Source organism: Kitasatospora sp. MAP12-44 (genome assembly GCF_029892095.1).
In the GTDB taxonomy this organism is placed as follows: domain Bacteria; phylum Actinomycetota; class Actinomycetes; order Streptomycetales; family Streptomycetaceae; genus Kitasatospora.
This window is the reverse complement of sequence record NZ_JARZAE010000004.1, coordinates 1,122,451-1,139,197: the sequence shown is the minus strand read 5'-3', so window position 1 is coordinate 1,139,197 and position 16,747 is coordinate 1,122,451. Positions and strand designations below refer to the sequence as shown.

The 16,747-nt window shown below is 72.4% G+C and carries 15 protein-coding genes; 4 read left to right on the top strand and 11 right to left on the bottom strand.

Annotation, left to right across the window (positions count from 1 at the left end; all coding sequences use genetic code 11):
• Window positions 1-17: 17 nt before the first annotated feature.
• The 9 genes from P3T34_RS05815 to P3T34_RS05775 all read right to left on the bottom strand — a co-directional run bounded on the left by P3T34_RS05815 (window position 18) and on the right by P3T34_RS05775 (window position 11,134).
• Window positions 18-1,223 carry a type III PLP-dependent enzyme gene (locus tag P3T34_RS05815; protein ID WP_280664908.1) on the bottom strand — a complete coding sequence of 402 codons (1,206 nt, stop codon included), beginning with the start codon at window positions 1,221-1,223 and terminating at the stop codon, window positions 18-20.
• Entirely contained in the window at window positions 1,220-3,028 is a 1,809-nt protein-coding gene (locus P3T34_RS05810) for an IucA/IucC family protein (RefSeq protein ID WP_280664907.1), read from the bottom strand. Before P3T34_RS05810 ends, P3T34_RS05815 begins: the two co-directional genes overlap by 4 nt.
• Window positions 3,028-4,260 (bottom strand): MFS transporter, encoded by a 1,233-nt coding sequence (locus P3T34_RS05805; protein ID WP_280664906.1) that lies wholly within the window; start codon window positions 4,258-4,260, stop codon window positions 3,028-3,030. The genes P3T34_RS05810 and P3T34_RS05805 overlap by 1 nt, the downstream gene beginning before the upstream one ends.
• Window positions 4,257-5,981 carry an IucA/IucC family protein gene (locus P3T34_RS05800; protein ID WP_280664905.1) on the bottom strand — a complete coding sequence of 575 codons (1,725 nt, stop codon included), beginning with the start codon at window positions 5,979-5,981 and terminating at the stop codon, window positions 4,257-4,259. The genes P3T34_RS05805 and P3T34_RS05800 overlap by 4 nt, the downstream gene beginning before the upstream one ends.
• Complete coding sequence (locus P3T34_RS05795) at window positions 5,978-7,174, bottom strand: ATP-grasp domain-containing protein (protein ID WP_280664904.1); 1,197 nt, start codon at window positions 7,172-7,174, stop codon at window positions 5,978-5,980. Before P3T34_RS05795 ends, P3T34_RS05800 begins: the two co-directional genes overlap by 4 nt.
• 41 nt (window positions 7,175-7,215) lie before the next feature.
• The gene (locus tag P3T34_RS05790; RefSeq protein WP_280664903.1) at window positions 7,216-8,226 is read right to left on the bottom strand and encodes an iron-siderophore ABC transporter substrate-binding protein; all 1,011 of its coding nucleotides are present in this window, start codon (window positions 8,224-8,226) and stop codon (window positions 7,216-7,218) included.
• Between the two features lie 108 nt (window positions 8,227-8,334).
• A complete protein-coding gene (locus P3T34_RS05785; RefSeq protein ID WP_280664902.1) occupies window positions 8,335-9,141 on the bottom strand; it encodes an ABC transporter ATP-binding protein in 807 nt (268 codons plus the stop codon).
• Complete coding sequence (locus P3T34_RS05780; protein WP_280664901.1) at window positions 9,138-10,172, bottom strand: iron ABC transporter permease; 1,035 nt, start codon at window positions 10,170-10,172, stop codon at window positions 9,138-9,140. The genes P3T34_RS05785 and P3T34_RS05780 overlap by 4 nt, the downstream gene beginning before the upstream one ends.
• Window positions 10,169-11,134 carry an iron chelate uptake ABC transporter family permease subunit gene (locus P3T34_RS05775; RefSeq protein WP_280671840.1) on the bottom strand — a complete coding sequence of 322 codons (966 nt, stop codon included), beginning with the start codon at window positions 11,132-11,134 and terminating at the stop codon, window positions 10,169-10,171. Before P3T34_RS05775 ends, P3T34_RS05780 begins: the two co-directional genes overlap by 4 nt.
• A gap of 223 nt (window positions 11,135-11,357) precedes the next feature.
• Between P3T34_RS05775 and P3T34_RS05770 the strand changes: the two genes are divergently transcribed.
• A complete protein-coding gene (locus P3T34_RS05770) occupies window positions 11,358-12,209 on the top strand; it encodes a (2Fe-2S)-binding protein (protein ID WP_280664900.1) in 852 nt (283 codons plus the stop codon).
• A gap of 18 nt (window positions 12,210-12,227) precedes the next feature.
• On the opposite strand, the gene P3T34_RS05765 is transcribed toward P3T34_RS05770, so the two are convergent.
• Window positions 12,228-12,785, bottom strand: a complete 558-nt coding sequence (locus tag P3T34_RS05765; protein ID WP_280664899.1) for a GNAT family protein — start codon at window positions 12,783-12,785, stop codon at window positions 12,228-12,230.
• Window positions 12,786-12,879: 94 nt separating this feature from the next.
• On the bottom strand, window positions 12,880-13,854 hold the full coding sequence (locus tag P3T34_RS05760) for a LuxR family transcriptional regulator (protein WP_280664898.1): 975 nt from the start codon (window positions 13,852-13,854) through the stop codon (window positions 12,880-12,882).
• A 345-nt stretch (window positions 13,855-14,199) separates the two neighbouring features.
• On the opposite strand from P3T34_RS05760, the gene P3T34_RS05755 reads away from it, so the two are divergent.
• The 3 genes from P3T34_RS05755 to P3T34_RS05745 all read left to right on the top strand — a co-directional run bounded on the left by P3T34_RS05755 (window position 14,200) and on the right by P3T34_RS05745 (window position 16,691).
• Window positions 14,200-14,382 (top strand): hypothetical protein, encoded by a 183-nt coding sequence (locus P3T34_RS05755; protein WP_280664897.1) that lies wholly within the window; start codon window positions 14,200-14,202, stop codon window positions 14,380-14,382.
• Between the two features lie 6 nt (window positions 14,383-14,388).
• The gene (locus P3T34_RS05750; protein ID WP_280664896.1) at window positions 14,389-14,700 is read left to right on the top strand and encodes a hypothetical protein; all 312 of its coding nucleotides are present in this window, start codon (window positions 14,389-14,391) and stop codon (window positions 14,698-14,700) included.
• Between the two features lie 386 nt (window positions 14,701-15,086).
• The gene (locus P3T34_RS05745; protein WP_280664895.1) at window positions 15,087-16,691 is read left to right on the top strand and encodes a VCBS repeat-containing protein; all 1,605 of its coding nucleotides are present in this window, start codon (window positions 15,087-15,089) and stop codon (window positions 16,689-16,691) included.
• Window positions 16,692-16,747: the final 56 nt, after the last annotated feature.

Sequence of the window (16,747 nt, the reverse complement as noted above, 5' to 3'; positions counted from 1 at the left end):
CGCCGGGGGCTCTGTCGTCACTCGGGCCGGTCCAGGTAGTGGAAGCCCGGGTGGGGGTGCATCAGGAAGTCGTGGTGCGAGATGTTCCAGGCGTACGCGCCGGCCAGGTGGAAGACCACCCGGTCGCCCGCGCGCAGGGCGGCCACCGGGGCGCGGTGCGCGAGGACGTCCTTGGGCGTGCAGAGCTGGCCGGCCAGGGTGGCCCGGCCGCTGCGCACCCGCGGGCGGGGCCAGGGGTGCGGCCAGGCGTCGACCGGCAGGACGGCGAAGGGCTGGTCGTGCCCGCGGGTGGCGGGGGTGCGCAGGTGGTGGGTGCCGCCGCGGACCACCGCGAACTCCTCGCCGTGGCTGTGCTTCACCTCCAGCACCTCCGTCGCGTACCAGCCGCAGTACGCGCTCAGGGCGCGGCCCGGTTCGATCCGCAGCCGCAGGCCGGGGTGGCGCTCCAGCAGTCCGGCCAGGCCCGCGCCGAACGCGGACCAGTCGAAGCGCGCGGACGGGTCCGCGTAGTCGACGGCCATCCCGCCGCCGACGTTGACCTCGGGTTTGGCAATCTGGTGACGATTCGTCAGTTCGGCGGCCCAGTCGATGATCCGGGCCGCCACGGCGAGCTGCTCGGGGGCGTCCAGGCCGCTCGCCAGGTGGGCGTGCACGCCGCGCAGCCGCAGTTGGCGAAAGCGCGGCTCGGCGAGCAGCCGGGCGCAGCGCTCGACCTGTTCGGGGTCCAGGCCGAACGGTGTGGGCCGACCGCCCATCGCCAGCGCGACGCCGTCCAGCGCGCCCGAGCCGATCGGCAGGTTGACCCGCAGCAGCACGTCGACCACCACGTCGGGGGTCGGTGCCAACAGGGCCGCCAGCCGGTGCAGTTCCTGCTCGCTCTCCAGGTGCCAGCGGTGCACGCCCAGGCGCAGCGCGACGGTCATCTCCTCGGCTGTCTTGCCCGGGCCGCCGAAGGCCAGCCGGGCGCCCGGGACGGCGGCCGCGACATGGGCCAACTCGCCTCCGGAGGAGACCTCGTAGCCGTCCACCGCGTTATGCAGGGCGCTCAGTAGCGGCGGCGCCGGGTTGGCCTTGGCGGCGTAGTACAGCTCGACCCGCTCGGGCAGCGCCGCCCGTACGGCGGCCGCGTGGCGGCTCAGTGCCGCGAGGTCGTAGAGGTAGGCGGGCAGGGCGTCGGGGGCCAGCGCCCGGGCGCGGGCCAGGACGGCGGGGGTGGGGTTCACCGGGCGCTCCGGGTGCTCCGGGCGATCTGGGTGCTCCGCGCGGGGGTGCGGGTGGGCAGGTGGGCGGGGGCGGCGATCCGGCTGTGCAGCCGTCCCGGCGCGGGGGTGCGGGGGGCCTGGGCGGGCACGTCGGTGGCGAACGGCGAGGGCAGTCGGACGTAGTCGGCCTCGCGGTCGGCCTTGCGTTCCCAGCGGGTCAGCAGGTTGGCCTTGGCCGGCAGTGGCACGCCCGCGAGCAGCGCGCTGAGCCGCGGCGGGCAGCCGTGCTCGTCGGCGTAGCCCTGCAGGGTCGAGCGGACCAGCTCCCAGAGCTCCGCTTCGAGCTGCGGGGCCTGGTCGGCGAGGGCGGCCAGCAGCTCGGAGACGTGGTTGACCAGCAGGCAGTAGACCACCCGGTCCCAGCCGCGCTGCGCGTCGTAGCCGATCGGGCCGGCCACCTCGGGCGGCAACTGGGCCAGCAGCGCGGCGTTGCGCTCCGGGACGAGCTTGGTGCCCTCCAGGTCGCGGAAGAGCACCTGGGCCGGCCGGCCGGCGGCGTCCACTCCGATCAGCACGTTCTGCAGGTGCGGCTCCAGCACCACGCCGTGGTCGAAGTAGGCGGCCAGCACCGGCGGCAGGAGCAGCCGCAGGTAGCCCGCCCACCAGCCGAGCAGCTCCTGCGGGCCGGCGCCCGCCAGCAGCCGGGAGATGTGCGCGGAGCTGGTCGGGTACTCGTCGGCGACGGCGGCTGCCAGCAGCGGGGTGAGCCCCGGGCGCAGCCGGGCCGTCAGGTCCTCGCGGACGATCAGGCCGAAGCCCTCGAAGAGCGTGGTGTCCGGGGTGCCGTCCGGGCCCGGCAGGGCCAGGGTGCGGAAGGCCGGCTCGCGCAGCATCGCGGCTGCCGGGAAGCGCTCGGCCAGATCGGCGAGCGCGGGCTCGAGGAGGCGGGTCAGCTCGACGGCGCCGGTGAGCTCGTAAGCGGCGTTCTTGCGCAGGCAGTTGGTGATCCGCACATTCAGGCTGAACTTGAGGAAGGCGCCCGCGCCGTGCAGGGTGCGGACGGAGGCGGTGGCGGCGAACCGCGGTCCGCCGGTGCCCAGGTCGAGCACGTCGCCGCGCTCGATCGCGGCCAGCAGGGCGGGGTTGTCGCGCAGCAGCTCGTACTGCCATGGGTGCGCGGGCAACAGGCGGTAGCCGGGCGGGAGTTCGCTGCTGCTCAGGAGGCCGTCCAGCAGGGCGGTGGCGGCCGGGTCGGTGCTCTGTTCGGCGAGCAGGTGCTCGCGCACCGCGAGGTAGCGCAGTGCGAAGACGGCCCGGGCCTCCGGCGCGTAAGCGGCCCAGGCCTCCGGGCCGGCCGAGCGGGACTTGGGCGCGGGGTGGAAGCGGTGGCCGAGCAGCAGCGCCTGCTCGGACTCCAGATAGCGCTCGGCGCCGGGTGCCGGACGGCCGGCCAGCGCGGTCGCGATGCCCTGGTGGCTGGAGGCCAGCTGGGCCAGGAACTCCTTGTTGCCCACCCCGGTGCGCAGCGTCAGCTCGCCCTGGGCGTGCTCGGCCAGCTCGCGCCAGTCCAACTCGCGCCAGCCGTCCGCGACTTCCTCGTAGACCGGGCCGCGGAAGCGGTGTGCGCCGAGCAGCGAGGTGCGGCGCAGCGCCACCCGCAGCAGCACCCCGCGCCGGGGCAGCCGGATCAGCAGCCGACCGGCCGTGACGGCCGTCTGGCGCTCGGGCCCGGAGACCTCGCGCAGCAGGCAGTTGAGCAGGGTGTGCGCCACCGCCTCGTCAGGGGTGGGCAGTTCGCGGGGCGCGGGCAGCGGGAGAGCGGACATCAGCGGCTCCAACGGGAGTGGGCGAGCAGACGGGGGACGGTGGTGGCCAGTGCGGTGACCAGCGCGGTGACCAGCGCGGCGGCGGTGCCGACCAGGACGGGTGCGGCCGCGCCGTAGCCGGCGTTGACCAGCATGGCGACCACGCCGGCGGCCACCGCGCCGCCCTTGGAGATGAGTTCGAGGGTGCCGAACATCCGGCCGGGCGGTCGGCCGCGGGCCGCGTCGGCGGCCAGCACCGACAGGCAGACCAGGCCGAGCGTGAGACCCGCGCCGAGCACCGCGCGGGCCAGCACGAACGCGGCCAGCGAGTGCGCCGGGCCGTGCCCGGCCAGGCCTGCCGCGACGAGCGCGAAGCCGAGCGCGAGACCGGTGTGCGGCCGGTGCGCGAAGGCGCTGTGCACGCGCGAGGCGAAGAGCAGGTAGCACAGGTGCGGCAAGGCGAAGAGCAGGCCGGAGACGGTCGGGTCGACCCCCGGCAGGCGCTGGTCGACCAGCGCGATCAGATAGGGGAAGGAGATGATGGTGGCGAAGACGAATGCGAACTCGTAGAGGTAGAGCGGGCGTAGGGAGATCGGGACGGGAGCGACTGCTGGTGTGGTGGGCGCCGCGTCGCTGCGCGGGGCGGCGTCGAGGGGGCGGCCCGGTTCGGGCAGCCGGGCCAGCAGGGCGGCTGCGGCGAGCGGGAGCACGGCCATCAGCAGGTACTGGCGGTGCGGGGATATCCAGGGGGAGAGCGCGCCGACCAGGATCGGCGCGGCCACCAGCGAGGCCCGGGCGCTGCCCTGCATCAGGGTGAGTGCCTTGGAGAGTCGCGGGCCTTCGAGCGCGGCGGCCAGGTAGCCGTTGGTTGCGGCGAAGGTGCCGCCGAGGAAGCCCTGCAGGACCAGCGCGAGCGCGAAGGACCACAGGCTGCCGGCCGCTCCGGCGAGCAGGAACGAGACGCTGAGCCCGAGTTGGGCGCGCAGCAGCAGGCGCTTGCGGCCGAAGCGGTCGGCCAGTCGGCCCCAGAGCGGTGCGCCCAGCGCGCTGAAGACCGTGGGCATGATGTAGAGCAGTCCGGCCCACGAGCCGTGCGGGTCGCCGAGCCCGGGCAGGATCGCCGTCAGGTAGGGCGGCAGGCCGAGCGCGGCGAAGGAGGCGACGAAGTAGCAGGCCGCGACGGCGTGCACCTGGCTGCGCTCCAGGCCCGCCGAGCGGGGTAGCGCCGGCGCCAGTGCGGTAGCGGTCCTCATGTGCCGCTCATGAGCAGGTAGTTGGGTCCGGTGGTGTAGTGCTTGTTGACGTCGGTCGCGCCCGAACGCTCCTTGCTGAGCAGTGTGCCGGCGGTGACCATCGCCTTGACCGGCAGCCGGTCGGCGGTCAGCAGTGCGGCGCGCAGTGGGTCGCCGGCCGGGCCGAGCCGGTCCAGTGCCTCGGTCAGCCGGGCGCGCAGCAGGCCCAGGGTGTGCTCAAGCGGTGACCGGCCGGGCTCGGCCAGCGCGAAGGCGAGCGAGGCGGTGCACAGGTGGCCGGTGATGGTGGCGAACAGGTCGGTGAGCGCCCGGTCTTCCGTGCCGAAGATCCGCGCGTCGTCGAACTCCTGCACTGCCAGGGACTGTTGGCCCAGCCTGGCGAGCGCGCGCGGAGTGTGGACGCGTAGGCCGTCGTTGTCCTTGTAGAGCAGTCGCATGCGGGTGCGGCCCTCGTGCCGGTCGAGCACCAGGGAGGTGTTCTGCTGGTGCGACTCCAGCGCGATCCCGTAGCCGAAGAGGGTGGTCTGCCAGTCGAGCAGCAGGGTGAGCAGGTCGTCGTAGAGGGCGATCGGATCGCCCGCGTGGAACCGGTCGGCGAGGTGGTCGAGGACCAGCCGGCCGGACGGTGCGGGGGCGGCCAGCGCGGCCAGCGGAAGCGTCACCGAGTCTGCCAGGCAGGCCGGTTGGCGCCGGGCCAGGACCGCCAGGAGTTCGTGGTCGGCGTGCGCGTAGCACTGCTCGTCGGCCAGCAGGATGCTGGGCCGGAAGCGGGGTTCGCGCTCGATCACCGCGGCCAGCAGCCGCTGTCCGGCCGCGCCGTCGCGCAGCGTGCCGGGCTTGATGGTGCGGCGGTTGCGCAGGCCCAATGTGGCGGTGGCCAGGGGGAGTTTGAGGTGGACGGCGGGGTCCGCGGCCACTGCGACGGTGCGGGTGGAGAGCGTCGGGACGACCTCCAGGTACGGGCGCTCGGCGAGCACCGCCCTGCCTGTCAGGCCCGCCTGCGCCAGGGCCTGGGTGAGCGGCGTGCCGACCGACAAGGGGTGGACGGGGATGGTGAGGTGGTCGCCGCCGAGCCGGCTCAGGCCCAGGGTGGCGGGGGTCGGCCACCAGTCGGGTAGCGGCGCGTCGCCGTGAACGGTCAGCGCACCCTGCGGTACGGCGAGCCAGCGTAGTTCGAAGGACGGGTGGAACTCGGGTGTGTAGCCTACCACTTGGTCGTCGGTCAGGCCGGATCGGCCGCGCGCGGTCGGGTAGACCGGGTGATCGAGGAAGGCGGCCAGGGTGTCGAAGGCGAGGCTGTCGCCCAGACCCGTCCAGTCGGCGGGGTCCGAGCCGTAGCGCTTGGCCAACTGCTCGTGCACGTCGGGCTGGTGCCCCTCGTGCAGCAGCATGGTGGCCAGGGTCTGCCGGCACTCCTCGGCGAAGGCGAGGTGGCCGGGCCGGTCGGCCGGGTCGGCCGCTGTTGCCAGCGCGGCCAGCATGGCGTCCAGGTCGGTCAGTTGGACTCCGTCCACCTCCAGCAGCGGGCGCCGCACGGCGTACTCGCACTGGAAGCCGTCGGGGGCCACCGCCAGCGCGAAGACGGCTGTCGGCCGGGCGTCCAGGCGCAGCCAGCGGCCGTCCGCCCGATCCACGGGGGTGCTGCGGGTGCGCAGGCCGAGTACGTCCTCGCGGAGCAGGGCGCCGAGCACCCGCAGTGCCAACGCGTCGTGGGGGGTCACGGGGTGATCTCCCAGCTGTGGGCAGCGATGAAGTCGGCTACCGCGAAGTCGACTTGGGCTTGGTCCGGGCCGATCGCCCAGACCACGCCCAGGTAGTCCCGGTTGGTGCGGTAGCGCTCGTGCCGTTCGCCGACCGGGCGCAGCGGGCGGTAGGCCAGCCGTCTGCCGGCGGTCTCGGCGTCGAACGGGCCCGGCGCGGCCGTCAGGGTGCCGGCGCGGTCGGCGCAGACCGCCTCGTTGCGGGCCCGGCGGTCGGTGCGCGGTGTGAAGTCGGGCAGCGGCCGGCCGAGATGGGCGGCGAGCACGTGCTCGAAGAACGGGATCTGCAGGATCTCGGCCAGCATCAGATCGCACTGGTCGCCGATGGCACGGTAGTTGACCTCGATCAGGCGCACCCGGCCGTCCGCCTGAAGGACGAACTCGGTGTGGCAGGCGCCCAGGCCCACACCGAGCGCGTCCAGTTGGTCGAGCACCTGATCCAGCACGGCCGGCGGGTAGGCGGGGACGAACTCCAGTACCTCCTCGATGAAGTGCGGCGGCGGTGAGAGCCGGGTGCGGAAGCCACCGAGCGCCTGGCGGCGCCGCCCGTCGCCGAGCGTCTCCAGGGTGTGCAGGTCGCCGGTCAGGAACTCCTCGACGACCAGCGTTGCGCCGGGCCTGCGGCGGCTGATCTCCTGGTGGCGCAGGGCCAGTTCGGCCGCGTCGGCGACCAGGGCGACGTCCTCGCTGGCCACCCCCTCGCGCGGCTTGAGGACGCAGGGGAAGGGCGGGTCGGCCAGCGTGGCCGGGTGCCGGCCGGGTGCCAACTCGGTGGACCAGACGGTGTCCTGGCCCGTTGCGGCCAGGTGGCGGCGCAGTTCGGCCTTGTTCTTGGCCCGCAGGGTCGCCCGCCAGTCCTTGGCCGGCAGCCCGAAGTACCCGGCGGCCAGCGCGGTCTGGGTCTGCAGGTGGTCGCTGTTGCTGAAGAGCGCGTCCGGCGGGTGGTGGCCGGAGACCAGCCCGACCACCTCTCGGAAGTCCCGTACCTCGCAGGCCAGTACCTCGGGTGGGGAGGGCAGTTCGGCGTAGGCGCTGCGGTGCGCGGCGACCTGGTCGGTCAGGACGGTGACATCGAGGCCGAGCCGGGCCGCGGCCGGCAGGAAGCCCTGGGTGACCGAGTCGGTCGGGTTGAGGGCGAGCAGGTAGAGCCGCATGGTGGTCCTCCTCCAGCGGTGGGCGTGGGCATGGGCATGGGTTACTGCGGGGCCGGGACCCCGGCGGCCTTGGCGATGTCACCGAGCATCTGGTCGGCGGCCTGCACGCCGATGCCCGACATCCAGGTCTCGTCCGGGACGTTGAAGACGTGGTTGTTCCGCACCGCGTTCAGGCTCTTCCAGACCGGGGTGGACTGGACCTGGCTCTGCTGGGTCTTGCTGGGGTCGTCCGCGACGGTGACGAAGACCAGGTCGGCGTCGGCCTTGTCGATCTGCTCGGCGCTGACGTCCAGCATCGAGCCGTCCACGTCCTGCGAGGCCGGGCGGCCCAGGCCCACGTCCTGAAGTACGGTGCCGCTGAAGGAGGCCTTCTGGTAGAGCCGGGTCGGGCCGGCCACGAAGCGCACCACCGAGGCGGTCGGCATCCTGCCGCCGTCCTTGGCCTTGATCTCGGCGCCGAGCCTGGCGGCCCGGGCCTGGTAGTCGGCCAGCGCCTTGGTGGCCTCGGCCTCCTTGCCGAGCGCCTGCGCGTAGAGGGCCAGGTTGGCCTTCCACGGGTAGCCGGTGGTCTCGGCGAGGACGGTCGGCGCTATCGCGTTGAGCTGGGCGTAGACCTTCTCGTGGCGGACCTTGGAGGAGAGGATCAGGTCGGGCTTGAGGGAGGCGATCAGCTCCAGGTTGGGCTCGGCCATCGGGCCGACGTCCTTGGTGCCGCCGAGCGCGCCCTTGAGGTAGCTCGGGAAGCCGCCCTCGGTCTTCATATGCGGGGAGACCGCGCCGACCGGGGTGATCCCGAGCAGGGTGACATCGTCCAACTCGCCGCTGTCCAGCACCACGACGCGCTGCGGGCGGGTCTTGATCTCGGCGGTGCCCATCGCGTGCTTGACGCTGCGCGGGAAGCCGGCGCCGGCGTCGGCGACGGCCTGGTGGGAGCTCGCGGCGGTGCCGGCTGCGGTGCCGGTTGAGCCGCCGCAGCCGGTGAGCAGGGCGGCGCTGACGGCCGCGGTGAGCAGAGCGGCGGGCAGGCGGAGGGTGGTGGTGCGCTGGTTCACGGGGGGTCTCTCTGCGTGGTGGTGGGTGGTGGCGGGTACGGAATCAGGGCAGGGCGAGGCAGCGGCGGGGCCTTGGGGCGGCCGGGCCGGTGTGCCGGGGTTGGTGGGTCAGACGGTGGCGGGGCGCCTGGCGCGGGCGCGCGGGACGACCAGCGGGGTGCCGGTCTCCGGGTCGGGGACGACCTGGCAGCGGACCTGGAAGACGGCCTCCACCAGCTCGGCGTCCAGCACCTCGGCGGGCGGTCCGGCGGCGGCCAGTCGGCCCTCGTGCAGCACGACCAGGTGGTCGGCGTAGCGGGCCGCCTGGCCGAGGTCGTGCAGCACCATGACCGTCGTGCGGCCAGCCTCGGCGTTCAAGTCCGCTACGAGGTCCAGGACTTCGAGCTGATGGCGGAGGTCGAGGAAGGTGGTCGGCTCGTCCAGCAGCAGCAGTTCGGTGTCCTGGGCCAGTGCCAGGGCGATCCAGGCGCGCTGGCGCTGGCCGCCGGAGAGCCGGTCCACCTGCTGGTCGCGCAGCTCGGCCGTCCCGGTGCGGGTCAGCGCCTCCTCCACGGCGGTCTGATCGGTGGCCGACCACGGGCTGAGCATGCGCTGGTGCGGGTAGCGGCCCAGGCGCACCAGCGACTCCACGGTGATCGCCTCGGGGGTGACCGGCTGCTGCGGGAGCAGTCCCAGCCGCTTGGCCAGCGCCCGCGCGGGCATCCGGTGCACGTCCGCGCCGTCCAGGGTGACCGTCCCGGCGGCCGGGGTGAGCAGCCGGGCCAGGCCGCGCAGCAGCGTGGACTTGCCGCAGGCGTTCGGACCGACGATCGCGGTGACCGCGCCACCGGGCAGCGTGAGGTCGAGGCCGTCGACCACTGTGCGGCGGCCATAGCGCAAGGCCAGTCCCTGGGCGGCGAGTTGGTTGGTGGTCAACGGGAGCTCCAGTCGGCTTGGCGGATCATCAGGACCAGCAGCCACGGCGCGCCGAGCGTGGCGGTCATCGCGCCGACCGGCAGGCCGTGCACTGGCAGCAGGTGCAGCACGATCAGGTCGGCGCCCAGCAGCAGGACGGCTCCGCTGAGCGCGGTCAGGGCCAGCGTGCCGTGGGTCGGCGGTCCGGCCAGCAGCCGCACCAGGTGCGGGACGGCCAGTGCGACGAACCCGACCGGTCCGCTGAGCGCGGCTGCCAGCGAGGCCAACACGACGCTCAGCAGCAGGAGTTGCAGCCGGGCGCGAGAGGGGCGCAGGCCCAGCGCGGCGGCCGGGTCGTCGCCCAGGTCGAGCACCGAGAGCCGGCGGGTCAGCAGGAACGCGGCGACCAGCGCCGGCCCCACGGCGGCAGCGCCGGCCCGGATCTCGGGCCAGGTGCTGCCGTACAGCGAGCCGGTGGTCCACTGCAGGGCGGAGGAGGCGAGCTCGGCGGGGAATCGGACGATCATCAGATTGACCGCCGCCGCCAGTCCGGCCTGCACCGCCAGCCCGACCAGCACCAGTCGGCCGACCGCGACCCGTGAGCGCCAGGAGAACGCCCCGAGCGCCAGTGCGGCGAGCAGTCCGCCGCCCAACGCGGCCAGTGGGGTGAGGAGTTGGGAGGCTCCGGTGGCGAGCAGCAGTACCGCGCCGAACGAGGCGCCGCCGGTCACCCCGATCACGTCGGGCGAGGCGAGCGGGTTGCGCAGCAGCCGTTGCAGCAGCGACCCGGAGACGGCCAGCGCGGCTCCGGCGAGCAGCGCCGCCAGCACGCGCGGCGCCCGGAACTGCTGGACGACCAGCACATCGCCCGCGTCGCCGAGGCCGACCAGGGCGCGTAGCGCCGTGCCGGGGGCCATCGGCACCTGCCCGCAGGCCAGGCCGATCGCGGTCAGCGCCAGCAGGGCGGCGAGTGCCAGCGCGCAGAGCAGCAGGGTGCGGCGGCGCGCGCGGGCCCTGCTGCCGGTGACCCGAGGGAGGGTCAGGGTGGTCATCGGGCCGCCTTTCGGGCCAGCACCGCGAGCAGGGGGGCGCCGAGGAAGGCCGTGACGATGCCGACCTCCAGCTCGGAGGGCCGGACCACCACGCGGCCCAGCACATCGGCGGCCAGCAGCAGAATCGGACCGCCGATCAGGGCGCCGGGCAGCAGCCAGCGGTGGTCGTTGCCGAGCAGCAGGCGCACCAGGTGCGGTGCGGCCAGCCCGACGAAGGCCACCGGCCCGGCCACCGCGACGGCGCCCGCCGCCAGCAGGATGACGGCCAGTCCGCCGGCGACCCGGATCCGGGTGACCGGGACGCCGAGCGCGGCGGCGGTCTCGTCGCCGAGTGCCAGCGCGTTGAGCGAGGGCGCCAGGGCGAACGCGAGGACCAGGCCCAGCACGATCAACGGCAGGATCGGGGCGAGGACTTCGAACCCGCGACCGTTCAGCGAGCCGGCCAGCCAGAAGCGCGCCTCGTCCAACGTACGGCGGCTGGCGAGCATCAGCGCCGACGTCCAGGAGGTCAGCACGGCGGCCAGTACGGTGCCGCCGAGCGCGAGCCGGGTCGGGTCCAGCTCGCCGCCGCGGCGGGCCATCGCCTGGGCGGCGAGGGCGGCCCCGGCGGCTCCGGCGATCGCGAACCACACGTACTCGACGGGTCGGGTGAGGTGCAGGGCGTAGATCGCGGTGACCACGGCGAAGCCGGCGCCCGCGTTGATGCCGAGCGTGGTCGGCGAGGCGAGCGGGTTGCGGGTGACGCCCTGGGCGACCGTCCCGGCCACTGCGAGCGCGGCGCCGACCGCCAGTCCGATCACCGTGCGCGGCAACCGGAGTCCGGTGACCACCTCGGCGTCGCGTCCGTGGGCGCTGCCGGTGAGGGCGTCCAGCACGGTGGAGAGCGGGAGTGGGCGGGATCCGAGAGCCAGGCTCAGGAGCAGGCAGAGCGTCAGCAGGCAGAGCCCGGCAGCCAGCAGCAGGGAACGCCGGACTGTCGGAGATCGCCTCGTCGGGGCGGTGGAGGCCGGTGGATCGATTCTCAGCACGAGCCAGAGCTTAGGTTAGGCATACCTAAGTAAGTCAAGTTTCGCCCAAGAGATCAATCGCACTCCAGTGATGATCGAGTGGCGCCTGACTGGCTATAAGGTGAGGCTCACCTTAGTAATCCTTGGCTGCTGTTGGCTGTGCTGCGGGAGGGACCACATGCTCGACGCTCAGGCGATCCCGGCTCGTTCCGGGGAGCCGCTCGTGGGCGGCTACCGACGTCTGGCCGATGTCTGCGAGGCGCTGCGGTTCTCGGTGCTGGAGGCCGGGCAGCCGGCGCCGTCGGCCGATCAGGGCTGGTGCTCCGTCGCCGAACTGGCGCAGTGCCGGGACCGGCTGGTCGAGGCGGAGGCGCGGCGGATCAGTGCCCGGTACGGCTGCGCGGTGCCGGGGCATGTGGCCGCGTCGCGGCTGCTGCACCACTACCTCTGGTCGGCCTGCCTGCTGATCAGCGGCCCCTGGTACCTCGATCGCCGGGTGCCGAGGCTGCGTCCGGCGGACATCTGGATCGAAGCGGCGACCGGCGACCTCGCCGTCCGGCCGGGCCGGCTCACCCGGATGGCGGGAGACCGGGTGGGTGAGTTGCGATGGTCCGGCGATGGCGAGGTGTCCTCCGAGGAGGAGTTGCGCGCGGAGTTGCGAGCGGCGGTGGTGGCCCATGCGGCGCCGGTGCTGGAGGCGTTCCGCCCGGCCGTCAAGCGCGGGGACCGGGCGCTCTGGGGCATGGTGACCGACGATCTGGTCTCCGGGATCTGGTACCTGGGCCGGATGCTCGGGGAGGAGGAACGGGCGGTGGCGGCCGCCTGCGCCGTACTGCCCGGCGCCACCCCGCCGCTCCCCGGCGCCGCCGCCTTCCGCCGCCTCCCGGCCGACGCCCCCGCTGCCGACCCTGGCCCGCTGACCCGCACCCGGCTCGGCTGCTGCCTCTACTACACGATCCGGCCGGCCGACACCTGCCTGACCTGCCCACGCCTCACCGACACCGAACGCCTGCGCCGCCTGGCGGTGTGAGGGGGAATCAGCGGGGCATCAGCGGGGGCTCGGGGGAGGGTTCACCACGCCGAGACCGTCCCACTCCGTGTCGAGGATGCCGAACACCTCGGAGTCCCGCCAGCCGTCCCGGAGCAGCGCGGTGTGTCGGTGCCGCCCCTCGTACGTCATGCCGAGCCTGCCCAGCAGTCGGGACGACGCGAGGTTGCGCGGGTCGCAGGTTGCGTGGATGCGGTGGAGTCCCAGGTCCTCGAACCCGCGCGAGAGGAGCTGGTGCCCGATCGCTGTGCCCACGCCGCGACCCCAGACCCGCGGGTGCACGATGTAGGTGATCTCGCCCTGGCGGTGGCTGTGACTGCGGATGTGCAGCTCACCCATGCCGACGACGTCGTCCTCGATGCAGGCGGCGTAGGCGAACCTGCGCTGAGGAGCGTCTGACCAGGCGTCAACAGCGGCTTGGACGAACGCGTGCGTCTGCTCCTGGCTGTTCGGCCCCCACGGCTGGTAGCGGCAGGCCTGCTCCAGGCCGGCCCAGGAGTGCACCGCCTGGCGGTCGTCCAGCGCGAGCTTGCGCAAGGTCACTGCGGATCGACTCACCGGGAGATCGTGCCAGATTTCGGCGGGCCCTGCCACCGGCCCGCGCTCGTTGGCGTACGAGGATCCGGTGTCCTGCACGGGCACATGGGCGAGGTCAGAGCCAGCCGAGCTGGGCGGCTTTGATGCCGGCTTCGAAGCGGCTGGTGGCGCCGAGGCGTTCCATGACGGAGGCCATGTGGCGGCTGACGGTGCGGGCGGAGATGCCCAGGCGTTGTCCGGCGGCTTCGTCGGTGAGGCCGGTGCCGAGGAGGCGCAGGAGTGCGCGTTCGGTGTCGGTCAGGCCGGTGTTGGGGTCTTCGGCGCGGGTGGCGCCGAGGGGGACGGCGGTGGCCCAGGCCTGTTCGAAGAGGCCGGCCAAGGCGCCCACGATGCCTGGTTCGGTGACGTGGAGCGCGCCTTTGCGGGTGTCGGCGGGGTCGATGGGGACCAGGGCCTGGGCGCGGTCGACAATGACCAGTCGTTGGGGCAGGACGGGTGCGGTGCGCACTTCGCTGCCCAGGCTCAGCAGCCATTGGGCGTAGGCGGTGGTGTGGGGGTCGTTGCGGGTGGCGTCCTGGTAGAGGGATTTGACGGTGACGCCGCGGGCGATCGCGGCGGCGTTGCCTTCGCGGCCGGCGGCCAGGTCCTCGGGGCGCTGGGCGGCGCCGGGGTGGACGCCGACGCACTCGGTGGCCGCGTTGCGCATGAGGATGTCCAGCCGGTTCTGGATGGCGTCCATGCCGAGCAGGCGTTCGCCGTAGCCGGAGCGGGAGTCGGCGCGTTCGGCGACCAGGCGGGTGACGGCGGCGCGGGAGAAGGCGAGCTGGGCTTGGCGCGCTGCCAGGTCGGCCTCCTGACGCGCCAGTACGTCGGCCAGGCCGACTTCCGGGGAGACGGCGCGGAGCTGGCCGGGATGCTCGCTGGAGGTGCGTACGAGCATGAGGTGGGTGAGTTCGTCCAGGCAGTCATGGACCTGACCGGGGGTCAGGCCGGTGAGGTCCGCGAGCTGGCCGACGCCGTGGCCGGGGTGGTCGAGCATGGCCCGGTAGACGGCCGCTGCGGTGGTGGTCAGGCCCAGTGCTTCCAGCATCGTGTCGGGTCCTCGTGACGGCGGCACGCCCCCCGTGGTCGCGCCTGACGGGGTCATGGTCGCAGCCGCCCGGCGTTGCATCAAGATTCGCACCGCTGCTTTGCAGGCGGCCGCAGGTCAGGCGCACCGGCAGCAGTCCGACGTGGCCATGACAATATGTCGGGATCTCGCCAGGCGAGTTGGTGACGCCGTGAACTCCTTCCGGAGGCGTTGTTCTGCGGCGAAGCTGTTCATCGCCAGCAGGGAACGGAAACGGGCCCAACGGCGACCGGAGCAAGCGCCACCGCGGGGTGCGAAATCCGGGACAAGACACCCGTCGCTTCCACCCGAAAGGGAATCATCGCCATGATCCGCACCCGCATCGCCCAGGCCGCCGCGGTCGCCGCCCTCGCCATCGGCACCGTCGCCCTGATGTCCTCCGCCGCCGTCGCCCAGCCCGCCAACGCCGCCGCCGCGATCACCGCCCAGGCCGCCGCCGCGACCACGCCCACCGCGACGGTCACTCCGGGCAACGGCACCTGGGGCTGACCTCGGATGGACATCGTCTACGCCTCCTTGATGCGCCGCCAGGCGGCTGATGACAGGCCTCATGGGGCCGAGGTCGGCGAGGTGGTGGACGTCCTGTGGGCACACGCGGCCCCTGAGGACCGCCTCGAACACGCCGGCGGCGGCATCGAACCCAACCGGGTCGACCTCCTCCTCTTCTTCCTCCCCTGCGACGGTGCTGACAAGGACGGCAGCGCCGAACGGCGCGCCGCCGCACTCCTGCACCGCAGCCACCAAGGTTCACCGCTCATGCAACGCCGCTACCTTCCGCCGGTGGAGCCAGTCGCCACCCGGCTCTGACGGCCGCCCCGTGACCGCTGTCCTGCAGGACAGCGTCCCCCGCACCTCCCGAGCCGAGCCGAGCCGCCACCGCGGCCGCTGTCGAGGGCTGCTCCTGCAGGGCAGCCGCAACTCCAGCCGCCCCGACCCGGTCCCTCTGCTTCACGTTTCCGCACTCACCGCCAGGCACCGGCCATCCCTGTGCCGTCACGCGACCGCCGTACCTGCAGGACGGCCGTCGCCAACGCCTCCACCATCAACCGAAGGACTCCACTGCCATGAGCATCAAGATCTCTCCTCGTGCCGGCTCCCGCACCGCGACCCTCGCCGCCATCGCGGTGGCCGCCGGCCTGATCGTCGCCGGGCCCGCCTCAGCCGACACCGGCAGCTACTACAGCAGCGGGAGCATGACCCCGACCTCCACCGGAACGCTGGGCACCGGGGTCGGCGCGAAGCTGACCGGCGCTCAGATGGTCACCCGCGCCCTGGACTGGGTCTCCCACAAGGTGACCTACAACCAGGGACAGTCCTTCTCCGACGCCGAGGTCGGCGGCCCCTACCGCACCGACTGCGGTGGCCTGGTCGACATGGCCTGGCAGCTGACCAGCAGCCCGGCGGTCACCAACCCCTCCCCGGGCATCGACGCCTCCACCTACAGCACCAAGCTGACCAGCTGGTCCCAGCTGCAGCCCGGCGACGCACTCGCTGTCGCCGGACAGCACATCAACCTCTTCGCCGGTTGGATCAACCAGTCCGCCGGCACCTTCAACTACATCGCCGAGGACAACTCCAGCGTCCTCACCGGCGAATACGCCGCCAGTACCAGCGACAGCTCCATCGACGGCTACGCCAAGAGCTCCTACGAACTCCTGCGCTCCAAGAACCTCGCCCCTGCCATCCCCGCCGGATTCAACGTCACCGCCAACGCCCAGCAGAGCGGCAGCACGGTCAACCTGACCTCCACCGTCACCGCCAACGGCTTCATCAACTACCTCAACTACACCATCACCGGGCCGAACGGATACAACCAGACCTTCCGCGCCGGCGGCGGACCCACCAGCCCCAATACCACCGGGTACGCCTACTCCTGGAGCACCGCCGCCCTGGCCGCCGGCAGCTACTCCGTCCAGCCCGTCGCCAACGAGATCGACAACGCCAACCACACCTACGCCGCGATCGGTGTCACCGTCGGCAATTCGACAGGGATGGCCCGCCTGGCCGCGGGTGATTTCCTCGGTGATGGCCATATCGACATCGCTGGCATCGATGCCAACAACAACCTGAAGCTCTACACCAACGACGGTACGGGCCACTTGGCTGACAGCGGTATCTACATGCTGGGCAACACTGGTCAGTGGTCCGGTTTCAAGCAGATCACTGCGGGTGATTTCCTGGGTGACGGTCACATTGACATCGCTGGCATCGATGCCAACAACAACCTGAAGCTCTACACCAACGACGGTACGGGCCACTTGGCTGACAGCGGTATCTACATGCTGGGCAACACTGGTCAGTGGTCCGGTTTCAAGCAGATCACTGCGGGTGATTTCCTGGGTGACGGTCACATTGACATCGCTGGCATCGATGCCAACAACAACCTGAAGCTCTACACCAACGACGGTACGGGCCACTTGGCTGACAGCGGTATCTACATGCTGGGCAACACTGGTCAGTGGTCCGGTTTCAAGCAGATCACTGCGGGTGATTTCCTCGGTGACGGTCACATTGACATCGCTGGCATCGATGCCAACAACAACCTGAAGCTCTACACCAACGACGGTACCGGCCACCTCGCCGACAGCGGTATCTACATGCTCGGTAACACCGGTCTGTGGTCCGGCTTCCGCAGCGTGGTCGCCGGTGATTTCCTCGGTGACGGCCACATTGACATCGCTGGCATCGATGCCAATAACAACCTCAAGCTCTACACCAACGACGGCACCGGCCACCTCGCTGACAGTGGTATTTACATGCTTGGCAACACGGGTCAGTGGTCCGGCTTCGGCTCCTGACCGCCACCGCTCTCTCCCGTGGCCTGCGGATCCCGATCGGGGATCCGCAGGCCACG